Source organism: Eoetvoesiella sp., assembly GCF_035555955.1.
Taxonomy (GTDB): domain Bacteria; phylum Pseudomonadota; class Gammaproteobacteria; order Burkholderiales; family Burkholderiaceae_B; genus Eoetvoesia.
On record NZ_DATMGA010000070.1, the window covers coordinates 34,718 to 58,129 of the forward strand.

Genomic DNA, 23,412 nt, shown 5'->3' on the forward strand with positions numbered 1-23,412 from the left:
TCAAGCAAGATCAAAAAAACGGAGACACCATGCGCGATCAGCGATCCATCGCACCTGAAGCCCAGACTCAAGCCAACACAGTACGAACCGCCGTATTCAACCTGTTGCGGTCATTCGGCATCGACACCATTTTCGGCAATCCCGGCTCCACCGAATTGCCCATGTTCCGCGACTTCCCGGAAGACTTCCAGTACATACTGGGCCTGCAGGAATCGACTGTCGTCGGCATGGCCGACGGCTACGCCCTGGCCTCCCGCAACGCGGGATTCGTCAATCTGCACTCGGCGGTGGGCGTGGGCCATGCCATGGGCAATATCTTCACCGCCTATAAGAACTGCACGCCGCTGGTCATTACCGCCGGCCAGCAGGCGCGCTCCATCCTGCCTTACGAACCCTTCCTGTTTTCCCAGCAGGCGGCCGAATTGCCCAAGCCCTACGTCAAATGGAGCTGCGAGCCCGCAAGAGCCCAGGACGTGCCGGCCGCCATCGCGCGGGCCTACTACACCGCCATGCAGGCGCCGTGCGGCCCCGTGCTGGTGTCGGTGCCGGTCGACGACTGGGACGCGCCCGCCGAGCCCCTCCCGCCTCGCCGCGTCAGCCGCAGCATCAGCGCCGACCCGGAAGAACTGAAAATCGTCGCCGACGCGCTGCGGGCATGCGCCCGCCCGGCCATCGTCGTCGGCGCTGGCGTCGACCGCGACGGCGCCTGGAACCAGACCGTGCAATTGGCCGAACGACACAACGCGCTGGTCTGGGTGGCCCCGCTTTCGGGACGCTGCAGCTTTCCCGAAAGCCATCCGCTGTTTGCCGGCTTCCTGCCCGCCAGCCGCGAACGCATCGTCGACCTGCTGGTCGGCCACGACCTGGTCCTGGCATTGGGCGCCCCCGCGTTCACCTACCACGTGGAAGGCTTCGGCCCGCACATACCCGCCGGCTCGCAGCTGTTCCAATTGGTGGACGACCCCACGCAAGCCGCCTGGGCGCCGGTGGGGACGGCCGTGGTAACGGGCCTGCGGCACGGCATCGCGGCCCTGCTGGACGATTCGGCCGGCGTGCAGCGTCCCGCGCCCGCCGGGCGCCGCCCCGCGCCGCTGGTGGAAATCGGCGCCACCATCACACCGGCGCTGGTCATGCACACCCTGGCGCAGCTGCGTCCCCGGGACAGCATCGTCGTCGAAGAATCGCCCAGCAGCCGCACCATCATGCAGGCCCACCTGCCCATCGACCGCCCCGAAAGCTTTTACGCCTGCAGCAGCGGCGGCCTTGGCTACGCCATGCCGGCGTCGGTGGGCGTGGCGCTGGCCAAAAAGGACCGCAAGGTCATTGCCCTGGTGGGCGACGGTTCCACCATGTACGCCACCCAGGCCCTTTGGAGCGCGGCGCAGCTGAAACTGCCCATCACCTTCATCGTTCTCAACAACAGCCGCTACGAAGCGCTGAACAGCTTCGCCCCCGTGTTCGAACTGGACAAGCCCGTCGGCACCGACCTGCCCGGCCTGGATTTCGTGACCATCGCCAAGGGCCATGGCTGCGCGGCCCAGCGCGTATCGCAGCCGGCCGGCCTGAAAGCCGCGCTGCAAGCCGCCCTGGACAGCCATGAACCGACACTGCTGGAGATCATCGTCGACTGAAAAAGCAGCACCCCGCCGGAAAAGCAATATACCGATCCATAAACAAAGGAGACAACCATGCCGGAAAGCCGATTCAATTTCCAATCCGAACTTTCGGACAATGTACGCAACCGCTTCTACATCGACGGCCAGTGGACGGCGCCCAGCACGGCGCAGAAGCTCAGCCTGGTTTCACCCGTCACCGAAGAACTAATGCTGCAGGTTCCGGAGGCTTCGGCCACCGAAGTCGACCTGGCTGTCAAAGCGGCCCGCAAGGCTTTCGACGAAGGCCCCTGGCCGCACTTGGCGCCGCAGGAACGCGGCGCATACCTGCGCAAGATCGCCAGCGAAATGCGCAAGCGTGAATCCCTGTTCGCCCGGGTGTGGAACGCCCAGGTCGGCGCGCCCATTTCGTTCGCCACCTATCTGGTTCCCACCGCCATCGCCCTGTTCGAATACTATGCCGGGCTGGCCGAGACCCACGAATTCACGGAAGAACGGCAGTACGGCGACGGCGCGGTGGCGCGCGTGGCGCACGAGCCGGTGGGCGTGGTGGGCCTCATCACCCCCTGGAACGCACCATTGATCCTCCTGTCGTACAAACTGGCCGCCGCGCTGGCCGCCGGATGCACGGTCGTTTCCAAGCCCTCGCCCGAAACACCCCTGGACGCCCTGCTGCTGGCCGAGTGCATCGACGCGGCGGGACTGCCTGCCGGTGTCGTGAATATCCTGCCCGCGGGGCGGGAAGTGGGCGACTATCTCATCCACAGGCCCGAATTCGACAAGATCAGCTTCACCGGCAGCACGGCGGCGGGCAAGGCCATCGCGGCCGCCTGCTCCGAACGCATCGCCCGGGTCAACCTCGAGCTTGGCGGAAAATCGGCGGCCATCGTCCTGGACGACGCCGACATCGGCTCGGCCATCCAGACCATCGTGCCGTTCTCCATGCCGTTCAGCGGACAAATCTGCTTCTCGCTGACTCGCGTCCTGGTTTCCAGGAAAAACATGGACGCCTTCCTCGAGGCCTTCGTGGCCGCGGTGGAATCCGTCAATGTCGGCGACCCCGCCAAACCCGAAACGCAGATAGGCCCCCTGGCCACCCGGCGCCAGTTCGATCGCGTCATGGGCTATATCGACAAGGGCGTCAAGGAGGGCGCCGTGCTGAAAACCGGCGGCAAGGCCGTCGACACGCAAGAGCGCGGCTATTATGTGCAGCCCACGGTGTTCGCCAACGTCGACCCCGGCATGACCATTGCCCGCGAGGAAATCTTCGGCCCGGTCGTCTGCGTCATTCCCTACGAGGACGAAGAAGACGCCATCCGCATCGCCAACGACTCCAGCTACGGGCTTAGCGGCGCCGTATTCACGCGGGATGCCGAACGCGGCTACAAGATGGCGCGCCGCATCCGCACCGGCAACGTCTCGGTGAACGGGCTGGTGGTGGATCCGGGTATTCCGTTCGGCGGCTACAAGCAATCGGGCGTCGGCCGCCAGGGCGGCGTGGAAGGCCTGAAAGCCTATCTGGAATGCAAGGCCGTCTATATGCCGGCCTGAGCCAAACGACAAGCGGGCGAAAAACAAAACCAATGCCCGCTCCTTGCAACACATGGAGACAAACACATGACTGTTCAAAACATCGCAATTCAAGGCGGCATTCAGCAAACGCCGCGGGCCGGCATCTCGAAAGCCAACCAGCGCATGCTGCTTTCGTGCTTCCTGGGCACCACCATCGAATGGTACGACTTCCTGATCTACGGGTTCCTGGCGCCGCTGGTCTTCAACAAGCTGTTCTTCCCCGAGTACAGTTCCTTCGCGGGCACGATCGCCGTCTTCGGCATCTTCGCCGTCGGCTTCGCCGCCCGTCCCCTGGGCGGCATGTTCTTCGGCCACTTCGGCGACCGGCTGGGCCGCAAGCCCATCCTCATCGCCACGCTCAGCCTCATGGGTCTCAGCACGACCGCCATCGGCTTCACGCCAACCCACCTCCAGATCGGCATCGCCGCTCCCGTCATTCTCGTCGTCTTGCGCTTCCTGCAGGGCTTCGCTCTTGGCGGCGAATCGGCCACCGGGCCGCTGCTGGCGACCGAAAGCGCCCCCGACGGCAAGCGGGGACTGTTCGCGGCCTTCGTGCAGTCGGGCGCGGCGGCCGGCACGGTGCTCGGCGCCCTGGCCGCGTTTGCCGTGGCCATATTGCCCAACGAGCAATTGCTGTCCTGGGGCTGGCGCATTCCCTTCATCGCCAGCGCCATCATCTTCGCCATCGGCTTCTATGTGCGCATGAAGGTCGAGGAATCGCCGGTATTCCTGGCCGCCATCAAGGACACCGCCCCCGAAAAAATCCCCCTGGCCAAGGTGTTCCGCCACCAGAAGCGCCCCACCCTGGTCGTGCTGCTATGTGCCATGGCCGAGTCCTCCACGTTCTACTTCACGTCCATATTCGGCCTGTCCTACGGAGTTTCCACCCTTCACCTGGATCGCGGCACGCTGCTGGCCGGCGTGGTCATCGGCAATGTCATCGGCATCGCCACCAACCCGCTGTTCGGCTGCCTGTCCGACAAAATCGGCCGCAAGCCGCTGGTGTTCGGCTCGTATGCCCTGTCGGCGCTGTATGTCCTGTTCATTTTCTTCCCGCTGCTGGCCACCGCCAACCACGCCGTCATCCTGATCGCCATGGCCATTCCGGGCGCCATCCTGCAGCCCATGTCCCTGGCCGTCACCGGCAGCTTCTATCCGGAACAGTTCAACGACGCCAAGCTCAGGCTGAGCGGTGTTTCGGTGGGCCGGCAGTTCGGCACCATTCTCGGCGGCGGGCTCATGCCCATGATCGCCACCGCCCTGCTGGCATTCGGCGGCGGCGCCCTGACCTGGGCCGTCGCCTATTTCGTACTGATCTGCATCGTGGCCTGCAGCGCCGTGTTCAGCACCCGCGAGACCTCGCACGGCACGCTGCAGTAGCCTCCGCGCCGAAGCGGGTGGACGACGTTCGCCCGCTTCGATCGACGCATACCTTGGCAACAACGGCACCTTACCAGAGCAAGGGGCCGCCGGCCCGCCATCAATGCTGCAATTGCGCCAGGGAGTCCGGTGCCGAGTCCGTCGACACCATGTTGCGGCGGGCGAACGACACGGTGACAGCGGCCAGGAACAGCGCAGCCGCCAAGGCGAAGAAAGTGTATTTCGGTGCGGGATGGATGCTGTGCAGAACCCCGATCAGGAACGGCCCCAGTATTCCCCCAACCCGGTTCAGTGCGATGGCGACTCCGACCCCGGTGCCTCTTACCTCGGTCTGATAAGACATGGCCTGGAAGTTGTTCATGACGGCCTGAGCCCCGAACAGGAAGAATCCCGTCGCCGCGACCAGCCCGATAATGACCCACTGGTTTGAATACATGCCCAGGCAAATCATCGCAACGCCCGCAAACACATAGCCGACGGCCATGGAAATTGCGCGGCTGTTGATGCGGTCCGCGAGCCAGGCGCAGGCCAGGGCATTTCGAACTCGGCGGCCGCGCAGCGCTCGGTGTCTCCACGCAAGGCCAGGTACCGGATCGACTCGGGAAACCACGCCTATGCGGCCACGACAAGGCACAGGACGCCAACGACGTAGATCCATTCCCAACCGTATCTCTGGCCCAGGGCGATGCCGATGACGCCGGCAAAGATCCCGCACGCAGCTGCGCCCGCCGTCGGCGCCGACCAGATAGCGCCCACGCACGGTGCGCTTGGCCGAGGCCGCAAGATCCGTAACCAGCGCGGCGACTTCGTGGCCATCATCAGTGAACCATTCGAGCCGGGTGCTGACGCAAATCGGCACGCTGGACTTCGCGATGGGCCCCTTTCCCTCGCAGGCGCTCAGCAAGGAATTCAACATCGAGCCCGTTTTCACAGGAACCCAAACCGTGGTCGGCCGGCGCAATCACCCCCTTTGCGGCGCCAGCTCCCTGGCCGATCTCGTCGACGCCGAGTGGATATTGACGGGCGCCGCCGGTCCCCGGGCTACGGAATTCGAACAGCAGTTCCGGAACAACGGCCTGCCCATTCCCCGCGCCGATGTGAAATGCGAATCGCTGCTTGCCCTGGTTTCCCTGCTTTCAAGCAGCGACCTGCTGGCCTTTCTGCCCGAACAATGGGCCGGCTCCCCACTGACATCGCACGCGCTAAGCGAAATACGCGTGCGCGAAAATATCAGCGCGCCAAGAATCTGCCTGATCCGCCGCGAGGGCCTGCCGCTGACGCCCGCCGCCGAGGCATTCGCCAATGCCCTCATCCGCGAAGCCGGCCAGCTGCGCTGATGGCGACAGGCGGTGCACAACCGGGCCTTTGTTCCTCAAAGCGCCGTCAGATATTCCAGCGATCCGCCGTGGCGGCCAAATGCATTCTTAGCGTGTCGAACTCGTTCTGCAGGCGGTGCAGCAGCATCACGTAGCCTCCCAGTTGCGGCGGCGCCGGATCCGCCATTTGCCCGGACGCAGCGACAGCGTCTTCCTGGAGGCGGGCAACGGTGCCGAACCTTAGTGCGCGCGCCATGCCGATCAGCATATCGTGCAGGCGGCGATTCTCGCCGGCCAGTTGCTGCTGCATGAACATGCGGGCCTCGTCGTCCCCGGCCTGCGGACGCATGGCGGCAAGCACCTCGAGCAAGCTGATGCCGACCCGCAAACCATGCTGGATTTCCTCAAGCTGCGCCGCCGACACCTTGATTTCGCGGGCAACCCACGGCATCAGCGTACGCAGTTGCACCAATTGAGCGCTCAACCGCACCAGAGCCGCTTGCAGCTCGCCCTTTTCGACAAAGGCCGGCGTGACGATCAGGGCATATGTCCTGGCGCAGCCGCGCAACACATCCGCCAACTTGTAGCGCCACGAATACGTGGCATGCAGCGGAAAGGCGAAGGAAAACAGCAAGGCAATGGCTATGCCCACCAGAACGTCGACCGAACGCCAGAGGCCATCGGCCATGGGGCTGTCGCCATGGCCCGCGACGATCAGGATGGTGATTGCGGAAAGCAGGGCAATATACCCGCCTTTGCCGATGGCATGATATGCGCAGAACCCGCAGGCGACCAGGATAAGCAGATAGCTGAGCAGCGGCTGGTGCAAATACGATTGCTGCAATATCACCAGCAACCCGATCGCCGCCCCGATCAATGTGCCGAAAGCGCGCTCGGCCGCCTTGCGCCGGATATTGCCGTGATGCTGCAGGCCTCCGATGACAACCAGCACGGTGATCGAAGCCCATTCTCCATGCGGCAGATTTATGCCGGTGGTCAAGGCGATGGACGCAAGCAAACCCAGCGCAACCCTGACCGCGTGAAGCAGATTCGCATGCCGGTAGCGGCGCGCGGGGTCCTGCACCTGGCGGAGCATGCCCCGCCATATCGACAGGATACGGGAAAACAGTGGGTGGATCATAGACAGGCACCGGCGCCAAACGGGACTCCAGTCTACCGCAGCCCCCGGGCGCGCTAAAATCAGACCCATGCACATACTTGGCTCAACCCTGATTCGGCCAGAGCCACCCCTATGAGGAAATAGCGCCATGACGACAGACACCCCAACCATCGACCAACAACCCGCCCACAACGCCATGGCGCCGGACGACACTCCGGAACTGCGCAAGCTTTACGCGGATTTCGAGTCGTTGCACCTGATGCCTCTGTGGACCCAGCTGGGCACCCTCATGCCCCGCCACCCCGCACCGGAAGCCGTGCCGCATGTCTGGAAATGGTCGCAACTGTATCCGCTGGCGCAGCGGTCCGGCGATCTCGTTCCCGTGGGCCGCGGCGGCGAACGCCGCGCCATCGGGCTTGCCAACCCGGGCCTGGGCGGGCGCCCCTACATCAGCCCCACCTTGTGGGCCGCCATCCAGTACCTTGGACCCAAGGAAACCGCCCCCGAACACCGCCATGCTCAAAACGCCTTCCGCTTCGTGGTCGAGGGCGAAGGCGTCTGGACCGTGGTCAACGGCGACCCCGTGCGCATGAGCCGCGGCGACTTCCTGCTCACCCCGGGCTGGCACTTCCACGGCCACCAGAACATCACCGACCATCCCATGGCCTGGATCGACGGGCTCGACATCCCCTTCTCCTACCAGAACGATGTCGGCTTCTTCGAATTCGGCTCGGAAAAGCTTTCCGACGAAACCACGCCCGACTATTCCCGCGGAGAGCGCCTGTGGTGTCATCCCGGCCTGCGCCCGCTTTCGGGCCTGCAGGACACCATCAGCTCGCCCATCGGCGCCTACCGCTGGGAACACACCGATCGCGCCCTCGCCGAACAGCTGCGGCTCGAAGATGAAGGCCACCCGGGCGTCGCCGAGCCCGGGCACGCCGCTGTCCGCTACGTCAACCCCACTACTGGCGGCGACGTCATGTCCACCATCCGCGCCGAATTCCATCGCCTGCGCGCCGGCGCCACCACGGCCGTGCGCCGCGAGGTCGGTTCCACCGTATTCCAGGTGTTCGAAGGACGCGGCTCCGTCGTGCTCAACGGCGTCGAGCACAAGCTCGACATCGGCGACATGTTCGTCATTCCTTCGTGGGTCTCGTGGTCGCTGCAGGCGGAAACCCAGTTCGACCTGTTCCGCTTCTCCGACGCCCCCATCATGGAACGCCTGAACTTCGCCCGCACCCAGATCGGCTGATCGCCGGCGCCAACCGCGTCGGCGGCAAAAAACCAACGGGCTCGTATTTTGTACGAGCCCGTTTTTATTGCGCTTGCGGTGTGTGGATCAGACGAATTCGTCCACGTTGCCGCCCAGCATGCCGTTGGGCGAGCGGCTGGAAGAGGAGCTTGCCAACGCCTCGGACACGCTTTGCGCCGAAGCGCCGACCGTGCTTTCGGCCTGCTCGGCCTGCAACTGCGCAAGCTGGGCCTGCAGCATGGTGATTTGCGCCTGGATGAGCTGGGCCTGCTCCTGGCTGGCCTGCGACGAGTCCTTCTGCACGCTGGCCAGCTTTTTCTCGAGCGCGCTGATCTGTTTTTGCAGTGCCGCTATTTGCGAACTGTTGTCGCCGCCCGCATTGCCCACCGACGACGCCGCGGCCGAACTGATTGCCGATACCATTTCATGTTTCCTTGCTGTATGCATGACGAGGCATGCCTCTGGGCCGGAAGGAGCCCTCCGGCCGGGAACCGCGTAAAGCCGGCCGGAACAAGGAAGCGCGCCGTTCGACTTTACAGCTTGAACAGGTTTACGGCATTGGTTCGCCCAATCTTTAGCCGGTCGGCCTCGCTGATGGATGCCGCATCGAACCAGTTCGCCGCATGGTCGATGTTCTCGAACGGCCAATCCGTGGAGAACAGGATGCGGTCGGCGCCGATTTCGAGAATGGCGTCGATGAGGGTTTGGGTGCGGAAATTCCCGGAAGTCGTCAGATAGAAGTTTTCCTGGAAGTACTCGGCGAACGTGCGTTTGGCCGGGTAAGCCTTGGGCGCGTCGGTCCAGCCATTGCGGTTGTCGATGCGCCACATGCTGTACGGCAGGCCCTCGCCCATATGGCCCAGGATGATCCGCAGGCGCGGATAGCGGTCGAACAGACCCGAGCCCATCAGGCGCAAGGCATGAACGGCCGTTTCCTGGCCGAACGCCCAGGTCGGACCCAGCAGCCAGGGATGCCCCTCGTAGATTCTGGCCCGCGACAGAAGCGGATTGCGGGGATGCAGGTAAAACGGCACGTCCAATTCTTGCACGGTCTTCCAGAAACCGTCGAACTGCGGGGCATCGTAATACACCACGTTCTCGGGGGTATCCACTTGCGAGAAGCCATTGACCAGCGTGCCGCGGAACCCCAGGTCCTTGACGCAGCGCTCCAGTTCGCGGGTGGCCCGTTCCGGATCCTGCAAGGGCAGCGCCGCCAGACCCTGGAATCGGTCGGGGCGCTTGGCCACCTGCTCGGCCAGAAAATCATTGGCCCGCGTGGCGATCTCGCACGCCTTGGCCGTGTCGTGTATGGCCTGAACCGCTGGCGCGTTCAGCGAAAGCAGCATCATTTCCATGCCGTATTCGTCCATCAGCCGCAAACGGTATTCCTGAATGTCGAGCAAACGCTTGCTCAGCTCTTGCCAACTGTTATCCGGAAGGAACCCGGCCGAATCGTTCAATGTTTCGGGAATGGCAAAGTGTTCCTCCAGACCTATTTTTCCTTGCATGACCAGATCTCCTCTAAGTTCGGATAGTGCTACCAAAGTTTTGGGCGGATACCGCTGCCGGATTCCGCCGCCGCAATAAAAACCGGATGCTAATACTGCCCCTTGGGCTCCAGGCCAAGCATTTGCTGGCCCACCATGGACGATACCGCGTCCCAGTTGAGGCTTATGTGCTTGGCGATGGCGTTGCCGTCGCGCCAGAACCGCTGGATAGGCTGATCCAGCGCCAGCCCGTTCCCGCCCACATTGTCGAACACCGCGTTGATGGCATCGCGGGCCATGCGCGCGGCGAAGGCGTGATCGCGCCGATTGCGGATCCGGGTTGCAACGTCGATGGCATGCCCTGCCGCCGCCATCTGCTCGACCTGCGCCGTGTCGCGATAGATGAGCAGGCGAGCGGCATCCAGCAGGGCCGTCGCTTCCGCCACCCGGGACTGGACCGGGAAGAACTCGCGCAGCTTGCCGCCCCCGCCCGCCACGGCGCCGCGCGTCACCCGAACGCCCGCTATATGCATGAACTCGTCGATGGCGCCTTGCGCGGCGCCCAGGATGGGCGCCACCAGGCATACCGGCACGGCCGAAAGAAACGGTATCCGGTATACCGGATTGTCGTTGGTCAAGGAACCTGGCGGGTTATTCGACGAAGCCTGGGCGAAGGTCAGTTTGCGATGGGCCGGCACGAACACCGGCTTTTCGATCCACACCGTCTTGGAGCCCGTGCCCGCCTGGCCGGCGGTAAACCAGTCGTCGTCGATCTCCCAGTCGGACCTGGGCACCAGCAGGAAGCCGGCATGCTTTTCCGGAATCTCGTCGTCCGGCGGGAAGAACACGCCAATGAACGCCCACGAGGAATTATCGATATTGGACGACCAATGCCATTTGCCCGACACCAGGTAGCCGCCGTCGACCTTCTGGGCGTCGGTCACCGGCGCATAGGAGCCGCACAAGATGGCGTCCGGATTCTCGCCCCAGACATCCTCCTGCGCCTGCAGGGGGCAAGTGCCCAGCAGCCACTGGTGCACCATGCCCAGCGAGCAGCCCCAGGACGACGAGGGGCAGCCCCGGGCCAGTTCGCTGATGATGTCGATGAAAGGGGTGAAACCGTACTCGTACCCGCCGAACCGGGACGGCTGCATCAACCGGAAGAAGCCCGCCTCGCGGAACAAGGACGTGGTGTGCTCGGACACACGGCGCTCCGCCTCTGTGCGGCGCGCGTTTTCCTTCAGGTAGCCATCGGCCAGATCACGCGCCCGGCCCAACAGCGCCGCACACTCGGGGGCGCCCGGAGCGGACGTGCGCCGCGCCGGCGTATCAAACCATGCCGCTTCCGGAGGAGTGAAATCGCAGGTTTCTGAGTGATTCATGGGTTGCCTCGATGTTTTTAGGAATGACTCTGTCCAGCTAATCTAGTCCTTTTTATTTGTATTTTCAAATAAAAATTGCAGTTTCATCGTAAATTCAGTGTAAACCCTGAAAGATTCGAATAGGTGCTTCCATTACGCTACAGCCACTGTAAACCCTTTTATTCTCAATGCACTGCACCATTTACTCGGACAAGGGTAAACCCCATGAAACAAAGCCATGACTCTTGCCTTGCTTTGGAATAAACTAAAAAAACAAGTTGCGTAATCAATAAATATTTATCTTGCAGTACTCAAGGTGTCATCGCCTTGGCCACTGGAAACCACGGAGAAAGCCATGACTCCAGCAACGCATGCGGCAGCGCCCCCGCCTCCCCACGTCCACAGCGGCGATACGGCGGCCATCCACCACGACCCGCGCGACCTGCGCAACGCCCTGGGAAAATTCGCAACCGGCGTCTGCGTCATCACCACCCGCGGACCGGACGGCAAGCTCGAGGGCCTGACGGCAAACTCCTTTTGCTCGATCTCGCTCGATCCCCCCATCGTGTTGTGGAGCCTGCGCAAAGACGCCGGCAGCCTGTCCACTTTCAAAGAGGCCTCCCACTTCTGCATCAATGTCCTGCACGCGCGCCAGGTCGGCATGTCCCGGCACTTCTGCAGCCCCCAATTGAACAAATTCGACGGCGTGGCGGACGAATTCACCGAAGGCCTGCAGGGCATACCCGCGCTCAAGAACGCCCTCGCCACCTTCGAATGCGAACAGCTCGAACACCATTCCGTCGGCGACCACATTGTTTTTTACGGCGCGGTAAAGCGGTACACCTATTCGCAAGCCACGCCGCTGGCGTTCCACTCGGGCGCCTATACAACCGTACAACCCTTGTCGGATTGACCGGCTGGCCGGGCGACGCAATCATTTTTATATCGATCAAATTTATATGTATTTTCAAATAAATTTATCAAGACAATTTCATCCAGGCAAAACTCTTCAATCAACTTAATTTTCAATATTTTCATTAATTTAATTAGGAAATTCATTACCAAAACCTTTGAAACGGTCTAAGTAAATTCCCCAATAAAATTTCATTTACAAATAAACAACTAGCCAATAGCATCTATAGATACAAGAAAAAAAGTCGTGCATGCCACTGCGGATCCTTCCATCACCAGCCGCGGCGGCCCAATAAACGCAACGCATTTTTTGCGGAATATCCGCTCAAGGAGACCAACATGTTGAAGGCAATAACAACCGCACTGTTCGGCCTGGCTCTCGTGCAAGGCACGGCCCATGCCGACGACTCCATCAAGATCGGCTTCATCGCCAGCCTGTCGGGCAGCCAGGCAGTACTCGGAAGAGACCTGCTCGATGGCTTCAATCTTGGCCTCAAATCGCTGGGCGGCAAGCTGGGCGGGCATGCCGCCGAGGTCATCGTCATGGACGACCAGGGCAAGCCCGACGTCGGCGCCCAGGCGGCGCAAAAGCTCGTCGAGCGCGACCGCGTTCCCATCGTGACCGGCATCAACCTTTCCAACGTGCTGCTCGCCGCCGTGCCCAAGGTGCTCGATGCCGGCAAAATCTATATCAGCCTCAATGCAGGGCCATCCGAACTGGCGGGCCGCGACTGCTCGCCCCATTTCTTCAGCATCGCGCACCAGAACGACACCGGGCCCGAAACCCTGGGCCTCTACCTGAACAGCATCGACGTCAAAAACCTGTACATCATGTCGGCCAACTTCGCCGCGGGCAAAGACATGGTCGCCGGGCTCAAGCGCACCTATAAGGGCAAGGTCGACGCCACGGTCTACACGCAATTCGGGCAGCTCGATTATTCGGCCGAACTGGCCAAGCTGCGCAGCGTCAACCCCAAGGCCTTGTTCACGTTCTATCCAGGCGGCATGGGCGTCAACTTCTCCAAGCAAATGGATCAGGCTGGCCTGAAAGGCAAGATCCCCGTGTATTCCTCCTTCCTGCCCGACCAGGACTCCCTGCCCGCCATGGGCGACGCCGCGCTGGGCATGGAATCCACCGGCTACTGGAGCGTCAAGCTCGACAACCCCCTGAACAAACAATTCGTGGCCGACTTCGAAAAAGCCTACAACCGAATCCCTTCGACCCGGGCCGCCGTAGGCTACGACGGCGCGCGCATCATCGATGCGGCCCTGAAGGAAAACGGCGGCAAATTCGGCTCGGCGGACGCCTTCGCCAAGGCCATGCACAGCATCGACTTCAAGTCCGTACGCGGCAGCCTGAAGTTCAACACCAACAACTTCCCTATCCAGAACTTCTACCTGTTCAAGGTCGAAAAGAACGACAAGGGCCAGTTGGTGAATGCCGTGGTCAAGACCGTCGCCACCGCCTACGCCGATTCCTACGTAGGCCAGTGCAAAATGCCGAAGGCCAAGCCCTAAACCTCAATGCGAACAGATAGCGAACCGATATCATGACCCTATCCCTGTTCATCGAACAAGCGCTCAATGGCCTGCAATTCGGGGTCATGCTGTTCCTGATCGCCGCGGGGTTCACACTGGTGTTCGGCATCATGAACCTGGTGAACCTTGCGCACGGCTCCTTCTACATGATCGGGGCCTACCTGTTCGCGACCATCCTGCAAAGAGTCGGCGCATTCTGGGTCAGCGTGGCGCTGGCGGTCGTCCTTACCGGATTCGTCGGCGCCCTGCTCGAACGCGTGGCGCTCAAGCCCTTCTATCGCCGACCCTATCTGGATCAGGTGCTGGCAACGCTGGGGCTCATCCTGTTCTTCAACGAGCTTACCCGCATCATCTGGGGGGCCCAGCCGCTCAGCGTCCCGCTGCCCGCGGCGCTGGCCACCTCGGTGCCCATCATCGGCAGCCTTTCCTATCCCACCATCAGGCTCGTCATCCTGGCCATCGGCGTCCTCGTCGCACTGCTTCTTTATCTTATCGTCGCCAAAACGCGCATGGGCATGCTGGTGCGGGCCGGCGCCAGCAACCGCACCTTCATCGGCGCGCTGGGCATCAACGTCAATACCGTTTTCTCCTGCGCGTTCAGCGTCGGCGCGGCGCTTGCCGGCCTGGCCGGCGCCCTGGCCGCCCCCATACTGGCCGTCGAGGCGGGCATGGGCGAAAGCGTGCTTATCTTCGCGCTCATCGTCGTGGTCATCGGCGGCATCGGGTCGTTTCGCGGCGCCTTCGCGGCCGCCATCCTGGTCGGCCTCATCGACACCTTCGGCCGCCTGCTGCTCTCGCCGCTGCTCGGCGACATTTCCGTATACCTGCTGATGGCGGTCATCCTGTCATGGCGCCCTCAAGGCCTGTTCCCCGCCAATGGATAAGTCGATGCAACCACCACCTCCCAAGCCATCGAGCCGGTTCGCCGCCATTCCCCGAATTCCGCCGGGAATCCTTCTTGCCGTCATAACCCTGGTTCTCGCGCTGTTCCCCGTCGTGGCGTACTACATCGACACCCCGTTCTATGTAACGCTGCTCACGCGCATCATGATCTTCGCCATCATCGCCATAAGCCTGGGCTTCATCCTGGGGTTCGCGGGGCTGGTGTGCTTCGGCCAGGCCGCCTTTGCGGGAATCGGCGCCTACGTGGTCCTCATCATGTCCGACCACGTCCGGAACGGCGTGCCGCTCCTTACCTGGCCCTTCACCATACCCAGCAGCGCCAGCGCGTTCATCACCTGGCCGGCGGCCATGCTCGTCTCCGCGCTCGCGGCCCTGGTCATCGGCCTTATCGCCCTGCGCACCCGGGGCGTGTATTTCATCATGCTGACCCTGGCCTTCGCCCAGATGATCTACTTCTTCTTCGTCAACCTGGACGCCTACGGCGGCGAAGACGGCATGCGGCTGCACGACCGCTCCAGCACGGCGGGGCTGCTCAACCTGGACAACCATGTCGTCTTCTACTACGTTACCTTCGTCATCCTGGCGCTTGTCTATATTTTCCTGCGACGACTGGTGGACTCGCGCTTCGGGCTCGTCCTGCGCGGCAACCGGCAAAACGAACGCAGAATGGCCGCGCTGGGCTTTTCATGCTTCAAATACAGGCTCACGGCCTTCGTCATCTCGGGCGCCATCGCCGGTCTGGCCGGCGCGCTCATGATCAACCACGGCAAGTTCATCAGCCCGGCCTTCATGCACTGGGTCCGTTCCAGCGACATCATCGCCATGGTGGTCCTTGGGGGAACCGGCAACCTCATGGGCCCGGTGTTGGGCGCGGCGGCAATCCTTGGGCTCGAAGACGTACTGTCCAGCTACACCGAACACTGGCAAATCGTATACGGCCCGCTGCTGCTCATCTGCGTTCTCTTCGCACGGCGTGGGCTGTACGGCATTCTTACCGGACGCGGGGGCGACAATGACTGACCTTCTGCGCGTAGACAACCTGTCCAAGCGCTTCGGCGGCCTGCTGGCCAGCAATGCGCTCAACCTTCAGGTAACCCAGGGCGAAACCCACGCCCTCATCGGCCCCAACGGCGCCGGCAAATCCACCCTCATGAACCAGCTGTCGGGCGAAATCGCCCCCAGCGAAGGCAATATCTTCTTCAAAGGCCAAAACATCACCAGTCTGCCCGTGTACGAACGCACGGCGCTGGGTATCGCGCGCTCCTACCAGCTTACGACCATCTTCAACGGCTTTTCGGCCCTGGAAAACGTCATGCTGGCGGTCCAGGCCCACCAGGGGCACAGCTTCCACTTCTGGTCCAGTGCCCGCAAAGAGCAGCGGCTGCGGGAACCCGCCGCCGAGCTGCTCGCCCGCGTCGGCCTGCAGGAACGGGCCAATGTCGTGGCAGGCGGCCTGGCCCACGGCGAGCAGCGGCAGCTCGAACTCGCCATGGCCCTGGCCTCCGAGCCCGAACTGCTGTTGCTGGACGAGCCCCTGGCCGGCATGGGCGTCGAAGACAGCCTCCAGATCATCCAGCTGCTGGAAGCGCTTAAAAAGGATCACACCATCCTGCTCATCGAGCACGACATGAACGCCATTTTCAGTCTCGCCGACCGGGTATCCGTCCTGGTGTATGGCACCGTCATTGCAACAGGCTCGGTCGACGAAATCCGGGCCAACGCCGAAGTCCAGAAAGCCTATCTGGGCACGAAACAGGAAGGGCAAAGGTTCCAGCATGCTTAAAGTCGAAGACCTGCAATCGGGCTATGGCAGAAGCCGCGTGCTGTTCGGCATTTCCCTGGCGGTGGAACGGGGCGAGGTCGTCACCATGCTGGGCCGCAACGGCATGGGCAAGACCACGACCATCCACACAATGATGGGCATCGTCCAGCCCACAGCCGGAAGCGTGCTGTTCGACGGGCAGCCCATAACCGGCCTGCCGCCCTACCGTATCTGCCGCCTGGGCATCGGGCTGGTGCCCGAAGGGCGGCACGTCACGCCCAATCTCACCGTCGAGGAAAACCTCGTCGCCACGGCGCGCGGGCCCGGCCCCTGGAACCTCGCGGAAGCCTACCGCATGTTCCCGCGCCTGCACGAACGCCGGCGCTTCATGGGCGGGCAGCTTTCGGGCGGCGAGCAGCAAATGCTGGCCATTTCCCGAGCGCTGCTCACCAACCCGCGGCTGCTCATCCTGGACGAAGCCACCGAGGGGCTCGCCCCCCTCATCCGCGAGGAAATATGGCAATGCATCTGGGAGCTCAAAAAGAAAGGCCAGTCCATACTCATCATCGACAAGAACATCGACGCGCTGACGCAAATCGCCGACCGTCACTACATTATCGAAAAAGGACAAGTCATCTGGCACGGAACCAGCGAACAACTGCAGTCGCACCCCGAACTCAGCCAACGGCACCTGAGCGTTTGAATCCCGGCGCCGCCGCCGGGCCCGGCGCCATATCGTCGGGATGCCGGTAAAATCCGGAGCAGGCTGAAATTTTATAAGACCACCAACGCATGAAAACCGACAGCGAATTCAAGCTAGACGAATACGCCCTTGAAAAGGCCGTGCCCTATTTGCTCAATCGGGCCGGCGTACGCATCGGCGAAACGTTTTCCAAAGAGCTGGTCAAATTCAACCTGACCCTGCCCATGTACCGGGTGCTGGCTTCGCTGCTGCGCATCGACGCCCAGCGCATGACCCACTTGGCCGAATACACGTCCATCGACATCTCCACCCTCTCCCGGCTCATCGCAGCCATGGAAAGAAAAAAGCTGGTGCGCCGTCAGCCCGGCGAAACAGACCGAAGGTCGGTTCACGTGGTACTGGAGGAAGCCGGCAGAGATCTGGGCATGCGCGTCGCCCCGCTTGCCGACCTGTACGAAAGGGTGGCCCTTTCAAATATTTCGGCCGACGAAATCGCCACGCTGAAGCGCCTGCTCGTGCAAATCTACGACAATATCGGCTCCCTGGGCCGCCCCTGAGCCGGCATCGCCTGAAATACGGGTCCGCCACAACCATCAACGAACACGGCCGGCAGTTGCTAGAATGGGTGTAAATACATAAACACCATCAGGGGCGAGACATGGCTGCCAAAGTATTCCTGGACTACGACCAAGAAGCGCTGGATCGGGCGTTCGATCAACAAGCATGGGCGTCCAACGGCGCCGAAACCCTCGAACACTACAAAACCCTGGGCGAGCAGGCGCGGGCCAGCCTTCCTTGCCGGCTGAACCTCCAGTACGGCGCCGGCCCCGACGAATTCCTGGATTTGTTCCCCGCCGGCCCGGCACCCGCCCCCGTGCATATCCACATCCATGGCGGCGGCTGGCGCCTGCAACGCAAGGAAGATGCCTCGCACGCCGCGCCCGCGATCACGCAGGCCGGCATGCATTACGTCGCGCCCGACTTCAGCGCCCTGCCCGGCCGGCGGCTGCCCGAAGTCGTCGACCAATCGGCCCGGGCCGTGGCCTGGATCCACCAGCATGCCCAGGCACTGAACATCGACCCCGACCGCATCTTCATTTCAGGCCATTCATCCGGCGGGCATGTATGCGCCGTGCTCCTGACACTGGACTGGTCAAAATACGGCCTGCCGCCGGACGTCATAAAGGGCGGCCTGTGCATCAGCGGCATGTACGACATGGAGCCAGTGCTGCTGAGCGCGCGGCGTTCGTATGTCGAGCTCGACCCCCAGGAGGCACGCGCGCTCAGCCCCGTGGCAACGCATGCGGCCATCTCTTGCCCGGTAAGCATTGCCTACGCCCAGAACGACAGCCCCGAATTCATCCGCCAGGCCCGGCAATTCGCCGACGCCCTGACGGGCGCCCGGCTACCTTGCGAGCTGATCCAGGTTCCCAATACCAACCATTACGAAATCATCGGCCGGCTGGCATCGCTTGCGCAAACATGCCGCGCATTCGAGGCGGGCTTCGCCAACGCCGCAAGGCCCTGACCCAACCCACCACATTTCCGGAGCACTCACCATGGCACGCCTGCGGCATTTTGCAATTTGCGTCAACGACCTCGAAGCAGCGGCCCGCTTCTACCAAACGGTCTTCGGACTGGAGCGCGTCGGCGAAGAAATCCTGGACATCGGCTCGGGCATCTACCTGAGCGACGGCGTCGTCAACCTGGCCCTGCTCAAGGGCACCCCCGGCGCAAGCAGCAGCGACTTCGTCGGCGCGCATCACTTCGGCTTCATCGTCGACGATACCGAAGCCATGAGAAAAGCCATCGAAGAAAACGGCGGCTCGTTCTTCTTCAGCCTTGGCGACCCGGCCAAGCAGAATTTCGAACTCAAGTTCAAGGACCCCGACGGCATCATCTTCGACATTTCCGGCAAGGGGTGGCAGGGCACCGGCAAGACATAGCCGGGCCCACGGACATCTCTGCGACCGATACGCCTGCCGGCCTAAGAACCGCTAATCACGCCGCGCTGTATCTGGTCGCGCTCGATCGACTCGAACAGCGCCTTGAAGTTGCCTTCGCCGAAGCCGTCGTCGCCCTTGCGCTGGATGAACTCGAAGAAAACCGGGCCCAGCAGGGTCTGGGAAAAGATTTGCAGCAGCAGGCGCCGGTTGCCCGGTTCGCTGCTGCCATCCAGCAAAATGCCCCGCATGCGCAGGTCGTCGACCGATTCGCCGTGACCCGGCAGGCGGTCTTCCAGCATTTCGTAATACGTGTCGGGCGGCGCCTTCATCAGCTCGACACCCGCCTTGCGCAAGCTGTCAACGGTGGCGAACAGATTGTCGGTGAGCATTGCAATATGCTGAATACCTTCGCCGTTGAACTGCATGAGGAACTCTTCGATCTGGCCGCCCCCGCCCGCCTCCTCGTTCAGTGGAATGCGGATCTTGCCGTCGGGCGCCGTCATGGCCCGCGAAGTCAGGCCGGTGTATTCACCCTTGATATCGAAGTAGCGGATTTCCCTGAAATTGAAGATCTTCTCGTAGAAGCCCGCCCAATAGCTCATCCGGCCACGATACACATTATGCGTAAGATGATCGATGACCTTGAGCCCGTGTCCGACTGGATGGTGGTCGACGCCCTCGATGAACTCGAAATCGATGTCGTAGATGGCCTTGCCTTCGGCAAACCGGTCGATAAGATAAAGCGGCGCCCCGCCTATTCCCTTGATGGCCGGCAGGCGCAGTTCCATGGGGCCGGTCGGCAGGTCCAGCGCCTGCGCCCCCAGCTCAAGCGCGCGGGCATAGGCCTTGTGCGCATCCTTCACCCGGAACGCCATGCCACAGGCCGAGGGGCCGTGCTCGGCCGCAAAATACGAGGCCACGCTTTTCGGTTCGTTATTGATGATGAAGTTGATCCCGCCCTGGCGGTACAGCGTAACGTCCTTGGAACGATGCACGGCGACCTTGGAAAAGCCCAGCCGCTCGAACACCGGCTCCAGGATATTGGGAGTCGGAGAGGCGAATTCGACGAACTCGAAGCCCATCAAACCCATCGGGTTTTCAAATAAATCGGCCATTGCAATTCCTTTGTTAAATATAATCACCATCAAAGCAGCCGCCTTCCCGCGCCTCCTCTCGTACCACCGGCCTGAAATGCCTGACCCAGGTGCCTGGCTGTATATACAGCCCCAGCAAGGCCTTCCATTGAGGGTATACCGCCGACTCCCGAAACCCTTCGATATGATGGGATAAGGACTCCCATTCAACTACCAGCGCATAATGGCGGGCCGCCTCAAGACATTTTGTCAGACAATGCGAGCGATATCCAGGCGCATTTTCAAGCAACACCACAGCTTCGGAAAACGCCGACTCGAAGCGCTCGGCAATGCCTTCGTCATCTTTCAATACAAGCAGCGCCAACTCGAAAACACCGCCTTCTTGATGCGACTCTCCCAGAGTAAAACCAGGCGCCCTAAAAATTTTTTTTCGCTTATTCTTGACACCCAGGCTCATTCAACTATCCGGCCGGTTTTCAAATAATACAGCGCAAACAGTAGGTAAGCCGTTCCCCAGATCAACTCGCTTCGATTCGCGTAAGCCTTGGGCTGATTGAAACACCCTTCAAGAAGAATACCGGCCGGCTTGTTATCATTGCCGTCCTGATTCGTCACATAATTCAACAGCCCATCGATAAAGGACTCGGTAAGATCTGAGACCTCCTTCGCCTCGCGCGGCAATGGCTGCAATATGGAAATCCGCGCCAACTGCTCGGCAACAATCGCCGCTGCCGATGTATCCAACGGCACTTTCTGCGGTGATTCCTTTATCTTGGGATCCTTGAAATCCCATGGCGGAATCCGATGCTCATTCGAATTGGAAATCCAATAACCCAGCAATTTTTTCCCCATCGCCAGATAACGTGGTTCACGAAGCTCTTCCCAGGCGCGCAAGTAGCCGGCAATCGCCCAGGCCTGCCCGCGAGACCAGCAACTGTCGTCATGCGCACCGAGCAGCGTATAGTGCCTCAGTTTTTTACCAGTTCGGGCATCGTAGTCTATGAACTCAAGCGTAGAGCCATCATCAAGGACAAAGTCACGAATGGACAGGTCAAGATGCTTACGCGCACCTTCGATAAATGTACTGTCCCCGGTTTCCTTGTACGCCCACCAGTCGAGAATCAGATTGGGATGAACATTGTCAATACAGACCTTGTCCCGCCCAGAAATAGTCGTGGAGCGAACCTGAACCTGAGTGCCGATGGGCATGGCCCCATTGGACGCCATGGCCATGGATCGGACAGAGTAGGCTCCCGCCAACGCCAACGTACGAAACCTGGACTCGCCAGTCCACGCATATTGTCTCGCAGCGGAATAATAAAATCGATGGGCGCGGAACATGTCGTCACGCTCGAGATACTGACGCAACCTCTCCGTACGCGCGGCCGACTCATCAAGCAGATCCTGCCTACCAAGTAGCTCGCCCGCAATACGCAAACACTCTACCCAATGGCCCCCACACCAATCGCCATCGGAAGTTGTATCCCAAACACCCTGCTCTGGGTCGCTATGATATGGCCATTCATCACCAATGGCGCTTCTTATGCTCAAAACACGATCGCATAGATTGTCGAGCGCGCTTTGCCAACTTTCTTTGAATTCCATCGCATTGTCCTCAACGCTATTGAGCCTGGATTATCTGAAACTTCCCGTCCTTGACCTGAACCATGACCCTGGCCTGGCTGTTGAAGCCATTATGATCTGTTGGTGACATCGAGACTACGCCATTGCTAACCGGAAGATTTTTTATGCTCTCGAGCGAGTCACGCAAAGCCGCACGGAATTTGGCCGTTCCTGGAGTTGCCTTTGCAAGCGCCGACGGAGCGGCTGCTTTCAACAGCAACGCAGCATCCCATAAATGCGCCGCGAAGTTCGTGCGCGTATTGACACCATACTTCCCTTCATACGCACGCACGAATGCCATCGCCTGGGCCTTGCCGGGAAATGCATCGGGAAGCTGTTCTGCCACAACAATAGGGAAGGCTGGCATGATTGCACCTTCGGCGGCCTTTCCAGCCATACGGATGAAATCGGGCGTGGCAGTCGCGTGCGTATGATATATAGGCCCTTTATAGCCTCGGTCAACGATTGCCAATTGAGGCACTGCCGCCGCTGCGGAAGTCGCACCCACAACCACCGCATCGGGTTTGGCGGCGACCACCTTCAGGGCTTGCGACAGCACCGACGTATCGGTACGGTTGAACCGCTCGACGGCCACAATACGGATATTCGCCGCCTTTGCCGCTTTGCTGATCGCCTGAAGCCAGGTCTCACCCAGCGAATCGGAAAAACCGATAAAGCCTATGGTTTTGCCACCATTTGCCTTGATACGCTCGACAACGCCATCCGCGGCAATCTGGAACGACCACGGAGACTTGAAGCTCCATTTTTCCTGCTCCGGCGGCAAGTCGAATGCGGCCAGACCAATATGCGGTGTTTGCGTCTCCAATGCCACCCCGGCGACGGCAATGGTTCCTGGTGTCGCCGTAGAACCGATCAAAAGGTCGACTTTGTCCTCGAAAACCAATTTCTTCGCGTTCTTCACCGCATTCGTCGGGTCGGTTCCATCATCGAGAACGATATATCGTACCTTTTCCCCTCCTATCTCCGTCGGGAGGAGAGGCACCGTATTTTTCTGGGGCAAACCCGCTGATGCCGCCGGGCCTGTCAAAGCAAGCGTAATGCCCACCTTTATATCAGCATGAGCTACGGTAACCGTTGCAAGCGCTAGAACTGCAATCGCCGCTGACTGCTTGAAAAATTCCATCTTGTCTCCTCGGTGGGTTTATTATCAATCCAATTACTTTCATTTGTAAGTATATTATCGAGCTTCGAAGAAAGTTGCAAGCATCGTTTCGCAACGATCAGGAACACATTACGCTTACAATCGCCCTACCCCATTCCACCGTATAAAGACCACTATGGTTCCAAAAAAAGACAGAAATCGCCGTACCGAATTGGCACCTCAAAGCGAGGCGAGCCACCAGCTTGATGAGTTGAAGCTCGACGACTATCTCCCTTATCAATTCTCGGTGTTGTCCGGCTACCTTAGTCAAGTTTTGATGAGCCAATACGGCGAACCATTCAACCTAACAATCCCAGAATGGAGGGTCGTTGCCTTTCTTGGCAACAAAGTCGGTCTGTCGGCAGGAGAGATTTCCGAAAGCACCAGACTGGACGAGGTAGCCATCCACCGAGCCGTGAAGTGCCTGCTTAAGAAAGGCCTTCTGACTCGTACGATCGCGAACGATGATAAGCGGCGCAAGCCGCTTGCCTTGACCAAACAGGGCCAGCGGGTTTTTCTAGCCATAACACCGCTTGCCCTGGAACTCGAAAGAGACATGCTGAATTGCCTTAGCAGCCGCGAAGCGGCGGCGCTAAGAAAAATCATGGCGAAACTGAAAAAAGATTTTCTAGGTGGCTAGCGCGCTATCTCGGCGGCCCGAACGGCT

24 protein-coding genes and 1 pseudogene are annotated in these 23,412 nt (G+C 61.0%); 15 read left to right on the forward strand and 10 right to left on the reverse strand.

Annotated elements, in window-relative coordinates; translation table 11 throughout:
- The first annotated feature begins 29 nt into the window (after positions 1-29).
- From mdlC to VNT00_RS17450, 3 genes are all read left to right on the forward strand, one after another.
- Complete coding sequence (gene mdlC / locus VNT00_RS17440; protein ID WP_325589810.1) at positions 30-1,631, forward strand: benzoylformate decarboxylase; 1,602 nt, start codon at positions 30-32, stop codon at positions 1,629-1,631.
- A 57-nt stretch (positions 1,632-1,688) separates the two neighbouring features.
- On the forward strand, positions 1,689-3,164 hold the full coding sequence (locus VNT00_RS17445) for an aldehyde dehydrogenase (RefSeq protein WP_325589812.1): 1,476 nt from the start codon (positions 1,689-1,691) through the stop codon (positions 3,162-3,164).
- A 66-nt stretch (positions 3,165-3,230) separates the two neighbouring features.
- The gene (locus VNT00_RS17450) at positions 3,231-4,565 is read left to right on the forward strand and encodes an MFS transporter (RefSeq protein ID WP_325589814.1); all 1,335 of its coding nucleotides are present in this window, start codon (positions 3,231-3,233) and stop codon (positions 4,563-4,565) included.
- Between the two features lie 100 nt (positions 4,566-4,665).
- On the opposite strand, the gene VNT00_RS17925 is transcribed toward VNT00_RS17450, so the two are convergent.
- Positions 4,666-5,049, reverse strand: a complete 384-nt coding sequence (locus VNT00_RS17925) for an MFS transporter (RefSeq protein WP_491700835.1) — start codon at positions 5,047-5,049, stop codon at positions 4,666-4,668.
- Positions 5,050-5,328: 279 nt separating this feature from the next.
- Positions 5,329-5,424 (reverse strand): annotated as a pseudogene (locus tag VNT00_RS17930) (hypothetical protein); the annotation flags it as partial.
- On the opposite strand from VNT00_RS17930, the gene VNT00_RS17460 reads away from it, so the two are divergent.
- Positions 5,387-5,902 carry a LysR substrate-binding domain-containing protein gene (locus VNT00_RS17460; protein ID WP_325589818.1) on the forward strand — a complete coding sequence of 172 codons (516 nt, stop codon included), beginning with the start codon at positions 5,387-5,389 and terminating at the stop codon, positions 5,900-5,902. The pseudogene VNT00_RS17930 and the gene VNT00_RS17460 sit on opposite strands and share 38 nt — an antisense overlap.
- Before the next feature lie 46 nt (positions 5,903-5,948).
- Here the strand turns inward: VNT00_RS17460 and VNT00_RS17465 are convergent, their stop codons facing one another.
- Positions 5,949-7,022, reverse strand: coding sequence for an FUSC family protein (locus VNT00_RS17465; protein ID WP_325589820.1), 1,074 nt, complete (start codon positions 7,020-7,022; stop codon positions 5,949-5,951).
- A 127-nt stretch (positions 7,023-7,149) separates the two neighbouring features.
- Between VNT00_RS17465 and VNT00_RS17470 the strand changes: the two genes are divergently transcribed.
- Positions 7,150-8,253: a cupin domain-containing protein gene (locus VNT00_RS17470; protein ID WP_325589822.1), complete on the forward strand. Its 1,104-nt coding sequence runs from the start codon at positions 7,150-7,152 to the stop codon at positions 8,251-8,253.
- Positions 8,254-8,340: 87 nt separating this feature from the next.
- Here the strand turns inward: VNT00_RS17470 and VNT00_RS17475 are convergent, their stop codons facing one another.
- The 3 genes from VNT00_RS17475 to VNT00_RS17485 form a co-directional block, all read right to left on the reverse strand.
- The gene (locus tag VNT00_RS17475; protein WP_325589824.1) at positions 8,341-8,676 is read right to left on the reverse strand and encodes a FlxA-like family protein; all 336 of its coding nucleotides are present in this window, start codon (positions 8,674-8,676) and stop codon (positions 8,341-8,343) included.
- A 110-nt stretch (positions 8,677-8,786) separates the two neighbouring features.
- A complete protein-coding gene (locus tag VNT00_RS17480; RefSeq protein ID WP_325589826.1) occupies positions 8,787-9,761 on the reverse strand; it encodes an amidohydrolase family protein in 975 nt (324 codons plus the stop codon).
- 89 nt (positions 9,762-9,850) lie between these two features.
- A complete protein-coding gene (locus VNT00_RS17485) occupies positions 9,851-11,122 on the reverse strand; it encodes an acyl-CoA dehydrogenase family protein (RefSeq protein WP_325589828.1) in 1,272 nt (423 codons plus the stop codon).
- 334 nt (positions 11,123-11,456) lie between these two features.
- Here VNT00_RS17485 and VNT00_RS17490 point away from each other — a divergent pair, with 334 nt between their 5' ends.
- The 9 genes from VNT00_RS17490 to VNT00_RS17530 all read left to right on the forward strand — a co-directional run bounded on the left by VNT00_RS17490 (position 11,457) and on the right by VNT00_RS17530 (position 18,866).
- A complete protein-coding gene (locus tag VNT00_RS17490; RefSeq protein ID WP_325589830.1) occupies positions 11,457-12,014 on the forward strand; it encodes a flavin reductase family protein in 558 nt (185 codons plus the stop codon).
- Positions 12,015-12,352: 338 nt separating this feature from the next.
- Positions 12,353-13,531 (forward strand): ABC transporter substrate-binding protein, encoded by a 1,179-nt coding sequence (locus tag VNT00_RS17495; RefSeq protein ID WP_325589832.1) that lies wholly within the window; start codon positions 12,353-12,355, stop codon positions 13,529-13,531.
- 32 nt (positions 13,532-13,563) lie between these two features.
- Positions 13,564-14,436 (forward strand): branched-chain amino acid ABC transporter permease, encoded by an 873-nt coding sequence (locus VNT00_RS17500; protein ID WP_325589834.1) that lies wholly within the window; start codon positions 13,564-13,566, stop codon positions 14,434-14,436.
- Positions 14,437-14,440: 4 nt separating this feature from the next.
- On the forward strand, positions 14,441-15,475 hold the full coding sequence (locus tag VNT00_RS17505) for a branched-chain amino acid ABC transporter permease (protein WP_325589836.1): 1,035 nt from the start codon (positions 14,441-14,443) through the stop codon (positions 15,473-15,475).
- On the forward strand, positions 15,468-16,238 hold the full coding sequence (locus tag VNT00_RS17510) for an ABC transporter ATP-binding protein (protein ID WP_325589838.1): 771 nt from the start codon (positions 15,468-15,470) through the stop codon (positions 16,236-16,238). Before VNT00_RS17505 ends, VNT00_RS17510 begins: the two co-directional genes overlap by 8 nt.
- On the forward strand, positions 16,231-16,920 hold the full coding sequence (locus VNT00_RS17515) for an ABC transporter ATP-binding protein (protein ID WP_325589840.1): 690 nt from the start codon (positions 16,231-16,233) through the stop codon (positions 16,918-16,920). Before VNT00_RS17510 ends, VNT00_RS17515 begins: the two co-directional genes overlap by 8 nt.
- An 89-nt stretch (positions 16,921-17,009) precedes the next feature.
- Positions 17,010-17,477 carry a MarR family winged helix-turn-helix transcriptional regulator gene (locus VNT00_RS17520; RefSeq protein ID WP_325589842.1) on the forward strand — a complete coding sequence of 156 codons (468 nt, stop codon included), beginning with the start codon at positions 17,010-17,012 and terminating at the stop codon, positions 17,475-17,477.
- A 101-nt stretch (positions 17,478-17,578) separates the two neighbouring features.
- Positions 17,579-18,448, forward strand: a complete 870-nt coding sequence (locus tag VNT00_RS17525; RefSeq protein WP_325589844.1) for an alpha/beta hydrolase — start codon at positions 17,579-17,581, stop codon at positions 18,446-18,448.
- Positions 18,449-18,479: 31 nt separating this feature from the next.
- Positions 18,480-18,866 carry a VOC family protein gene (locus VNT00_RS17530; RefSeq protein WP_325589846.1) on the forward strand — a complete coding sequence of 129 codons (387 nt, stop codon included), beginning with the start codon at positions 18,480-18,482 and terminating at the stop codon, positions 18,864-18,866.
- 41 nt (positions 18,867-18,907) lie between these two features.
- On the opposite strand, the gene hppD is transcribed toward VNT00_RS17530, so the two are convergent.
- Genes hppD through VNT00_RS17550 form a run of 4 tightly spaced genes read right to left on the reverse strand, consistent with a single transcriptional unit; the run spans position 18,908 to position 22,727 of the window.
- Positions 18,908-19,981, reverse strand: coding sequence for a 4-hydroxyphenylpyruvate dioxygenase (hppD, locus tag VNT00_RS17535; protein ID WP_325589848.1), 1,074 nt, complete (start codon positions 19,979-19,981; stop codon positions 18,908-18,910).
- 13 nt (positions 19,982-19,994) lie between these two features.
- The gene (locus VNT00_RS17540) at positions 19,995-20,417 is read right to left on the reverse strand and encodes an antibiotic biosynthesis monooxygenase family protein (RefSeq protein WP_325589850.1); all 423 of its coding nucleotides are present in this window, start codon (positions 20,415-20,417) and stop codon (positions 19,995-19,997) included.
- On the reverse strand, positions 20,414-21,565 hold the full coding sequence (locus VNT00_RS17545; RefSeq protein WP_325589852.1) for a hypothetical protein: 1,152 nt from the start codon (positions 21,563-21,565) through the stop codon (positions 20,414-20,416). Before VNT00_RS17545 ends, VNT00_RS17540 begins: the two co-directional genes overlap by 4 nt.
- A 16-nt stretch (positions 21,566-21,581) precedes the next feature.
- Complete coding sequence (locus VNT00_RS17550; RefSeq protein WP_325589854.1) at positions 21,582-22,727, reverse strand: ABC transporter substrate-binding protein; 1,146 nt, start codon at positions 22,725-22,727, stop codon at positions 21,582-21,584.
- Between the two features lie 154 nt (positions 22,728-22,881).
- Between VNT00_RS17550 and VNT00_RS17555 the strand changes: the two genes are divergently transcribed.
- On the forward strand, positions 22,882-23,385 hold the full coding sequence (locus VNT00_RS17555; protein WP_325589856.1) for a MarR family winged helix-turn-helix transcriptional regulator: 504 nt from the start codon (positions 22,882-22,884) through the stop codon (positions 23,383-23,385).
- Positions 23,386-23,412 lie beyond the last annotated feature (27 nt).

Excerpts from the sequence above, each read along its gene's own strand:
- VNT00_RS17475 (WP_325589824.1), bottom strand. The coding sequence starts at position 8,676 with ATGGTATCGGCAATCAGTTCGGCCGCGGCGTCGTCGGTGGGCAATGCG.
- VNT00_RS17525 (WP_325589844.1), top strand. The coding sequence starts at position 17,579 with ATGGCTGCCAAAGTATTCCTGGACTACGACCAAGAAGCGCTGGATCGG.
- VNT00_RS17925 (WP_491700835.1), bottom strand. The coding sequence starts at position 5,049 with ATGGCCGTCGGCTATGTGTTTGCGGGCGTTGCGATGATTTGCCTGGGC.
- VNT00_RS17465 (WP_325589820.1), bottom strand. The coding sequence starts at position 7,022 with ATGATCCACCCACTGTTTTCCCGTATCCTGTCGATATGGCGGGGCATG.
- VNT00_RS17505 (WP_325589836.1), top strand. The coding sequence starts at position 14,441 with ATGCAACCACCACCTCCCAAGCCATCGAGCCGGTTCGCCGCCATTCCC.
- VNT00_RS17470 (WP_325589822.1), top strand. The coding sequence starts at position 7,150 with ATGACGACAGACACCCCAACCATCGACCAACAACCCGCCCACAACGCC.
- VNT00_RS17555 (WP_325589856.1), top strand. The coding sequence starts at position 22,882 with ATGGTTCCAAAAAAAGACAGAAATCGCCGTACCGAATTGGCACCTCAA.
- VNT00_RS17520 (WP_325589842.1), top strand. The coding sequence starts at position 17,010 with ATGAAAACCGACAGCGAATTCAAGCTAGACGAATACGCCCTTGAAAAG.
- VNT00_RS17495 (WP_325589832.1), top strand. The coding sequence starts at position 12,353 with ATGTTGAAGGCAATAACAACCGCACTGTTCGGCCTGGCTCTCGTGCAA.
- VNT00_RS17540 (WP_325589850.1), bottom strand. The coding sequence starts at position 20,417 with ATGAGCCTGGGTGTCAAGAATAAGCGAAAAAAAATTTTTAGGGCGCCT.
- VNT00_RS17490 (WP_325589830.1), top strand. The coding sequence starts at position 11,457 with ATGACTCCAGCAACGCATGCGGCAGCGCCCCCGCCTCCCCACGTCCAC.
- VNT00_RS17515 (WP_325589840.1), top strand. The coding sequence starts at position 16,231 with ATGCTTAAAGTCGAAGACCTGCAATCGGGCTATGGCAGAAGCCGCGTG.
- VNT00_RS17550 (WP_325589854.1), bottom strand. The coding sequence starts at position 22,727 with ATGGAATTTTTCAAGCAGTCAGCGGCGATTGCAGTTCTAGCGCTTGCA.
- VNT00_RS17485 (WP_325589828.1), bottom strand. The coding sequence starts at position 11,122 with ATGAATCACTCAGAAACCTGCGATTTCACTCCTCCGGAAGCGGCATGG.
- VNT00_RS17545 (WP_325589852.1), bottom strand. The coding sequence starts at position 21,565 with ATGGAATTCAAAGAAAGTTGGCAAAGCGCGCTCGACAATCTATGCGAT.
- VNT00_RS17530 (WP_325589846.1), top strand. The coding sequence starts at position 18,480 with ATGGCACGCCTGCGGCATTTTGCAATTTGCGTCAACGACCTCGAAGCA.
- VNT00_RS17510 (WP_325589838.1), top strand. The coding sequence starts at position 15,468 with ATGACTGACCTTCTGCGCGTAGACAACCTGTCCAAGCGCTTCGGCGGC.
- VNT00_RS17450 (WP_325589814.1), top strand. The coding sequence starts at position 3,231 with ATGACTGTTCAAAACATCGCAATTCAAGGCGGCATTCAGCAAACGCCG.
- VNT00_RS17480 (WP_325589826.1), bottom strand. The coding sequence starts at position 9,761 with ATGCAAGGAAAAATAGGTCTGGAGGAACACTTTGCCATTCCCGAAACA.
- hppD (WP_325589848.1), bottom strand. The coding sequence starts at position 19,981 with ATGGCCGATTTATTTGAAAACCCGATGGGTTTGATGGGCTTCGAGTTC.
- mdlC (WP_325589810.1), top strand. The coding sequence starts at position 30 with ATGCGCGATCAGCGATCCATCGCACCTGAAGCCCAGACTCAAGCCAAC.
- VNT00_RS17445 (WP_325589812.1), top strand. The coding sequence starts at position 1,689 with ATGCCGGAAAGCCGATTCAATTTCCAATCCGAACTTTCGGACAATGTA.
- VNT00_RS17500 (WP_325589834.1), top strand. The coding sequence starts at position 13,564 with ATGACCCTATCCCTGTTCATCGAACAAGCGCTCAATGGCCTGCAATTC.